A 7269-nucleotide genomic window follows, 5' to 3' on the forward strand; every position below is an offset into this window, starting at 1 on the left:
ACGGCGTCACACGGTAAGCGTGTGTTAACTGTTGAGGGACCTGATATGCGGTGGGAATCTCAGGATCCACTTCGCTGACGTCGGCTCAGACCCGGTCGTAGTCATAGGTCGCCGCCGATGTCCGTTCTTGCCGCTGGCGCTCCCGGTCCTGCGTCCGTTCGCCAAACTCGGCTGGGCTTGCGCGCGCGCCTCGCGCTCCTCGTGATCGCCACGCTGGGTCCCCTCGCAGGCGTTCAGTTCCATGAATTGCACCACGAGCGGCAGCACCTCGTCGATGGCGCGATGGAGAGGGTGCAGGATTCCACCCGCGCCGGCGCTGAACGATACCGCGACGCCATCGACGATGCGCGATCGACGCTCGACCTGCTCTCGCGCGTTCCTGACGCCGTCAGCACCGCGCCGGATGCCTGCCAGCGGTTCCTCACCGGAATCCAGCGGACCCGGTCCTGGGCCTCGGCCCTGTTCCTGGTGCACGAAGCAGGACGTATAGCGTGCTCCACCGTCGCGGCCGCGGTCGGCCTCGATGTGTCCAGGCGCGATTGGTACCTGAAGACGATCGCCGCCGGCCACTTCACCGTCAGCGACTTCTACATCACCCTCTCGCGCAAGCACCCGACCATCGCCGCCGCTCTCCCGCTCGCCCCGGCGAAAACCGGCGGATCGACCGCCGTCCTGATGGCGAACCTCGATCTCGGATGGTTCGACACCCTGGCCGAGACGATCGGCAGGACCCGGAAGGCCACGGTCCTTCTCGTCGACGGCGCGGGACGCGGCCTGTCGCGCTACCCGGCGGTCGCCGGCCTCACCGGACGGGATCTCTCCGGTCTCGACGCCGTGATGGCGGCGCTGACCGCGGACGAGGGACAGTTCCAGGGTAAGGACCTCGACGGGCGAGATCACCTCTTCGGGTACCGGCGGCTGCCGGGCACCGATGCGCGCCTGCTAATCAGCCTGGATCGGAGAGCCGTGCTAGCGCCGATCGATGCGGCGATCCTGCGGGCCGGGCTGCTGTTGGCCCTGCTCGTCGCCGTCCTGGGCAGCGTGATCTGGCTCGCCGGCCGGCGGATCTTCGTCGCGCCGCTGATGGAGGCGGGCCAGGCCCTGAGGAAGAGCGAAGCGTTCCTGCGCGGCATCGTCGAAGGGTCGGGCGACTGCATCAAGGTCCTCGACCTTGACGGCAACCTCGAGTTCATCAGCCGGAACGGCCAGTGCCTGATGGAGATCGAGGATCCCGCCGCCGTCATCGGGACATCCTTCGTCGGCCTGTTTCCCGCCGACCTGCAAGTCGAGATCCTGGGAAAGCTCGATGACGCGCGCGCCGGCGCGACGGTCCGCTTCGACGCCGCGGTTCACACCGCGAGGGGCAACCCCCTTCACGTCGACGTGCTGATCACGCCGCTCGCCGGTCCGGACGGCCGGCCGGAGCGCTTCGTGGCGATCGCACGCGACATCACCGATCGCAAGGCGGCCGAGCAGATCGCACGCAGTGCGGCGGATGCCGTGAGGGAGAGCGAGGCGCGCTATCGACTGCTCGCCGACAACACCACCGACATGATCACCCATATGGACCTGACGGGACAGCGCCTGTTCGTGTCGCCCGGATCGCGCGACCTTCTCGGCTATGAACCTCACGAACTCGTGGGCACGAGCCCGCAAGCGATGCTCCATCCCGACGACGCGGCAGGCCTCTCGACGATTTTCGACGAACTCAGATCCGGTCGCGTCGATCGCGCCGTCAACGTCAACCGCCTGCGGCACCGGACCGGGGACTGGATCTGGGTCGAGGCGTCCTTGCGCCTGCTCCGCGACGAGGCGGGGCAACCCGGCGGCTTCGTGGCCTCGATCCGCAGCATCATGGCGCGCCGGCGGACGGACGAGGCGCTGCGGCACAGCGAAGCCCGCTATCGGATGCTCGCCGAGACCACGAGCGACGTGATCGTGCGGCTCGATCCCTCCCTTCGACGGGAATACGTCTCGCCCTCATGTCGGGCCGTGTTTGGTTACGAGCCGCACGAGATGATCGGCGCGGATGCGTCGCAGTCCATGCATCCTGAGGATGCCGCGGACGTGCGCGAACGGGTGCGCCGCCTGTTTGCCGGTCTCGCCGACGGCGACCGCGACACCGTCACCTACCGGACGCGGCACAAGGACGGCCACTGGCTCTGGGTGGAGAACCGCGTCGTAATGGTGAGGGACGAAGCGGCAGGGCAGCCCGGCGGGTTGGTCTGCTCGATTCGGGACGTGTCCGAACGGCATCGCCAGGCCGATGAATTGCGCGCCGCCAAGGAGACCGCCGACCTCGCCCGTGCGCAGGCGGATGCCGCGAGCCAGGCCAAGACCGACTTCCTGGCGACCATGAGCCACGAGATCCGCACGCCGCTCAATGCCATCCTGGGCTTCACCGGCCTGATCATGGACAGGCAAGCCGAACTCGCCCCGGACGTGCGCCGTCAGGTCGAGCTGGTGCAGTCGTCCGGGGCCGCATTGCTGACGGTCGTCAACGACATCCTCGATTTCTCCAAGGTCGAGGCGGGGGCGATCGAACTCGAGAAACGCGCCTTCGCGCTCGGCGCCCTCATCGACAATTGCCTGTCGATCATGCGCGGGACCCTGAGGGGCAGTGCCGTGAGCGTGCGGGTCAATCTCGATGCGGCCCTGCCCCGTGGCGTGATCGGGGACGAAGCGCGACTGCGGCAGATCCTGCTCAACCTCCTCAACAATGCCGGCAAGTTCACCCGGGAAGGCTACGTCGCGCTGGCCGTCAGGCACGAGGCGAGCTCCGCCAAGGGCGAGCGCCTGCGCTTCTCGATCAGCGACACCGGCATCGGCATTCCCAAGGAGAAGCAGGCCCACCTGTTCACGCGCTTCAGCCAGGCCGACAGCTCGATCAAGCGGGATTTCGGGGGGACGGGCCTCGGCCTCGCCATCTGCAAGCGCCTGGTCGAGCTGATGGACGGCGAGATCGGCGTGTTCTCGGACGAAGGGCAGGGAGCGACCTTCTGGTTCACCGTGACCCTGCCGCGCGGTCGCCTCGACCTGGAACTGGCCACGGTCGTGACGCAGCCGGGCGAGGCTCCCCACAAGACCGGCCACCTGCTCCTCGTCGAGGATCTGGAGATCAACCAGGTGCTGGCCCGCGCCGTCCTGGAAGCCCGCGGGCACAGGGTGGACGTCGTCAGCGACGGCGCCGCTGCCGTGCTGGCGGTTCAGGACAACGCCTACGACCTCGTGCTGATGGACGTGCAGATGCCCGGCATGGACGGCATGAGCGCGACGCAGATCATCCGGCGCACGGCCAAGCCGGGTCCGCGCCTGCCGATCGTCGCGATGACCGCCAACGTCCTGCCCGAGCAGATCCGCAGGTTCCGCGAAGCCGGCATGGACGACCATGTCGGCAAGCCGTTCCAGCGCGCGGAACTCTACGCCACCATCGATCAATGGCTGCCCGACCGCGCCGCCGCCCAGCGCGACGTCGAGGAGCCGGACACGGTGACGGCGCGCGCCACCGGGTGAGCGGGCCGCGGGCGTCCCTTGCCGGTGTCCTTCGCCGGTGTCCTTCGCCGGTATTCCTCGCGTTGACTTCCCCCCTCAAGGCTCCTTAACTCCTCACGATCGACACGGCGAAGAACCGGAGGGATCATGGGGTCATTACGCGTCACGGGCCACGGCCTCGATTTGGGCGAGGCCCTGCGCGGCCGCGTGGAGGATCGGATGGCCGCCACGCTGGGCAAGTTCCTCGATGCACCGATGAACGCCAGTTCCACCGGGCACGTCACCCTGCGCCGCGACGGGACGTCCTACCGCACCGATTGCGTCATCCACCTCGTCACGGGGCTCACCCTCGAAGTGTCGGGCGGCGCCCACGACCCCCATGCGAGCTTCGAGCAGGCGGCCGACAAGCTCGAGAAGCGCCTGCGCCGCTACAAGCACCGGCTCAAGGATCACGGCGCCGCCCAGGACGGCGCCGGCCTCGAGGCGGCCTATGCGGTGATCGCGGCTCCGGACGGCGACGACACCGATTTCGACGACGAGGTCGCCGACGGTGAGGCCCATCCGCCGGTGGTGGCCGAGAGCACCAAGACCCTCAACCGCCATTCGGTGAGCGAGGCCGTCACGGCGCTCGACCTGACGGGGGCCCCGGTGATCGTGTTCGTTCACGCTGGCACCGGGCGCCTCAACGTCGTATACCGCCGCGGCGACGGTGCGATCGGATGGATCGACCCGCCCGAGTCCGCCGCCTGAGCGCTGCCCCGGGAACGGGCACGGGTTCGGACGATTGATCGAAGAGCGCGAGGGGTGGACGCCGTCCGTTTCCCCCGGGCTCGTTCATGCGGTGCGGCGTCCCGTTGGGCGTCGCCGATGGGGCGACGATCCTCGATGCCAGTGCTGGAATTCCTCAATTCGGATTCCGTGGTGTTCTCCCTGCGCGCGCGCGCCAAGAAGCAGGTCCTCCAGGAGCTGAGCGCGCACGCGGTGCGCCGGCTTCCTGCCCTGGACGAGCACGCGGTGTTCGAGACGCTTCAGCAGCGCGAGCGTCTGGGCTCCACGGGGATCGGCGACGGCGTCGCGATCCCGCATGGCAAGCTCGCCGGGCTCGACCGCCTGTTCGGCCTCGTCGCGCGTCTCGAGAAGCCGGTGGATTTCGAGGCTCTCGACGGCCAGCCGGTGGATATCGCCTTCCTGCTGCTCGCTCCGGAAGGGGCCGGCGCCGACCATCTCAAGGCTCTGGCCCAGGTCGCCCGCATGCTGCGCGAGCCGGGCATCCTCGACCGTATCCGGGCCGCCCGCGACGCCAACGCGCTCTACGCCCTCCTCACCCGCACGTCTGCCTCGCAGGCGGCTTGATGCGCGGCGGCCTCGCTCTGCCTGTGGCGATTCTCGCGGGGCTCGTCACCTCCACCGCGGCCGATGCGCAATCGGGGGCGGACACGGCCTGCGCCCGCGACGTCCTGGTCGCGACCTCGATGCAGCGTCAGGCCATCGAGCAGCTCGAACAGGCCGGCTCCGACGAAGGCGAGAGCTGCAGGGTCTGGCGCCGGCATGTAGAGACCATGCGGCGCACGGCCAGCGTCTACGGCCGTTGCCTGTCTGGGACCGAGCGCAACCTGCGACTGTCCGAGGTGCAGGGCTCCGAGAAGGAGTTTTCGGGGTTGATCCGCAGCCGTTGCCGCGGCTCCTAGGGACCCGCCGGCGTCACGTCGAAGGCCGGGCACCGAGCCTGCGCGTCGCCACCCCCTCAATCGTTCTCGCGCATCAGCGGTTCGGAGACCATCCGGATGGGTTTGCGCCCTCCGATCAGGATCGCGGCGCGCGAGGTCTCCGGATCGTGCTCGAACCGGGTGCGGAGCCAAGCCACCAGGAACTTGACGTATTCGGAGGCCAGGAGCCGGGTCGAGGCCGGGCTCTGCCACCAACGCGACCCGACCCCATCCGCCACCACGGAGTGGGGCACGACCTTGTCGCGGCCCATCAGGGCATGGTCGAGCTCGATCAGGGTCCGCGGCATGTGGTAGTTCGAGGTCACCACCGCGACGGTGTTGAACCGGTGCAGCCGCATCCAGCGTCGGGTCTCGATGGCGTTGCCGATCGTGTTGCGGGCACGGTAGTCGAGGTCGACGCAGCACTCGATCCAGTGGCGCTGGGTCGGGTTCAGGCGTGTGATCTCGTCCCGGCTGGTGCGCTCGTTGACCCCCGTGATGAGCAGGCGCCGCCCGTGGCCGGTGGCCAGGAGATCGATGGCGTCGCCGATGCGCTGGGCGCCCCCGGTCAGGGCGACGATGGCGTCGGGCCGCTCCGCCAGGGGGCGCTCGTCGCGATCGATGCAGGCGACGAAACCCAGGAACCCGGCCAAGAGGGCGGCCACCCCGATCCCGCCGAGCGTTGCGGCGCCCGTGGCGGCCGTACGCCAGCGCCGGCTGGTCGCGGCGACGCGGGCGGCCACCGGATCGGCGACGCTGCGCGCCTCGTCCCAGGCCCAGCCGAAGACCCCGGCGGGGCCTCTGCGAAGGCTCATGGTGGTGTCGACCAACATCCGCGTAGTCATTCTCCCGGATTAAAGCCGCGATTGCGGCGTCGTGGAGGCCTCATCCTCCGCCCGAAAAGCTTCACGACTGGTTAACGGTCGCCCGCAAAGGCGGTCTCGGTCAAGGCGCCCGACCCCGATCGCCACCGGTTGTCCTGCACCCTGTGCAAGGTTGGCCGGGACCCTCGAATCCGGCAGCCCCTGATCTCACGCCAGGAACCGCCTCACCGTGAGGCGGGACACCAGCCCGGTCACCACGGAGGCGATCACTCCGATGAGGAGTACGGTCGCGTAGCCGCGCCAGCCGATGTGGAACGCGCCGAACAGGGCATCGAGTTCCTCTCCGGCCGGCCCCGAGCGCCAATTGCGGACGACGAGGCCGGCGACCGCGAAGGCGGCCAGGGCCGCCCCCGACCCGATGATCCCGCCGCGCAATCCGAGGCCGAAGAAGCGGCGCTGGAACGCGCGGGCGATGAAGTCGTCGTCGGCGCCCACGAAATGCAGAACCTCCACGACCTCGCGGTTGCCCGCCATGGCACCGCGCGTGGCGAAGGCGACGGCGAGCCCCGTGGCGATCAGCACCAGGGCGACGATGCCGATTCCGACGCCCACGAAGGTGTTGGCCATGATGGAGAGCCGCCGCAGCCAAAGGGCGTGATCGTCGAGGCTCGCCACTCCGGGCAGGGCCTCCGCGAGGGCGGCGCGCAGGGGCTTGAGATCCGGGCTCGGCCCTGGCGCCAGGGTGAGGGTGACGAGGCGCGGCACCGGCAGGTCGGTGAGGTCGAGGCCGCTTCCGAGCCAGGGTTCGAGCAGGCGCTCGGCCTCGGCCTTCGAGAACACGCGGGCCGCCGCGATGCCAGGGGTCGCCTTGGCTAGGGCCTCGGCGCGGGCGACGTCGGCCTCGATGGCCCGGCCGGGGCTCGGGCGGACCTGGATCGTCACCTCCTGCGCGACCGTTCCCTGCCATTGGTCGGCGCTCGACGCCATCATCTCGGCCGAGCCTGCGCACAGGGCGGCGAGGAAGGTCAGGATCGCGATGACCGCGGCCAGTGCCCGGCTCGCCGCCGAATCGGTCGGCACCAGGGGCGCATTGCGGCGCAGGGTCGGCGGCAGCCCCGGCTCCCCGGTTGCAGGCCGGGTGACGGCCGGTTTGGCCGCCGGACGGGCAGGGGACATCGAGACGGGAGAAATAGGGGGAGGGGAGGCAGCCTGCCCCATCAGACCGTCTCCACCGTCAGCCGGCCCTG

The 7269-nt window shown here is 69.6% G+C and carries 6 protein-coding genes; 4 read left to right on the plus strand and 2 right to left on the minus strand.

The genetic code is table 11. From position 1 onward, the window contains the following. Positions 1-177: 177 nt before the first annotated feature. From ACFE7U_RS07050 to ACFE7U_RS07065, 4 genes are all read left to right on the plus strand, one after another. Entirely contained in the window at positions 178-3513 is a 3336-nt protein-coding gene (locus ACFE7U_RS07050) for a PAS domain S-box protein (protein ID WP_375409018.1), read from the plus strand. A 126-nt stretch (positions 3514-3639) separates the two neighbouring features. After that, positions 3640-4242: a ribosome hibernation-promoting factor, HPF/YfiA family gene (gene hpf / locus ACFE7U_RS07055; RefSeq protein ID WP_375409019.1), complete on the plus strand. Its 603-nt coding sequence runs from the start codon at positions 3640-3642 to the stop codon at positions 4240-4242. Between the two features lie 135 nt (positions 4243-4377). Then, on the plus strand, positions 4378-4845 hold the full coding sequence (ptsN, locus tag ACFE7U_RS07060) for a PTS IIA-like nitrogen regulatory protein PtsN (protein WP_375409020.1): 468 nt from the start codon (positions 4378-4380) through the stop codon (positions 4843-4845). After that, on the plus strand, positions 4845-5180 hold the full coding sequence (locus ACFE7U_RS07065) for a hypothetical protein (RefSeq protein ID WP_375409021.1): 336 nt from the start codon (positions 4845-4847) through the stop codon (positions 5178-5180). Before ptsN ends, ACFE7U_RS07065 begins: the two co-directional genes overlap by 1 nt. A gap of 56 nt (positions 5181-5236) precedes the next feature. On the opposite strand, the gene ACFE7U_RS07070 is transcribed toward ACFE7U_RS07065, so the two are convergent. Then, on the minus strand, positions 5237-6013 hold the full coding sequence (locus ACFE7U_RS07070) for a YdcF family protein (protein WP_375409022.1): 777 nt from the start codon (positions 6011-6013) through the stop codon (positions 5237-5239). Between the two features lie 216 nt (positions 6014-6229). Then, positions 6230-7198: a cell division protein FtsX gene (locus tag ACFE7U_RS07075; protein WP_375409039.1), complete on the minus strand. Its 969-nt coding sequence runs from the start codon at positions 7196-7198 to the stop codon at positions 6230-6232. Between the last annotated feature and the right edge of the window lie 71 nt (positions 7199-7269).

Origin of the sequence: uncultured Methylobacterium sp. (assembly GCF_964251405.1) — a bacterium.
GTDB lineage: Bacteria > Pseudomonadota > Alphaproteobacteria > Rhizobiales > Beijerinckiaceae > Methylobacterium.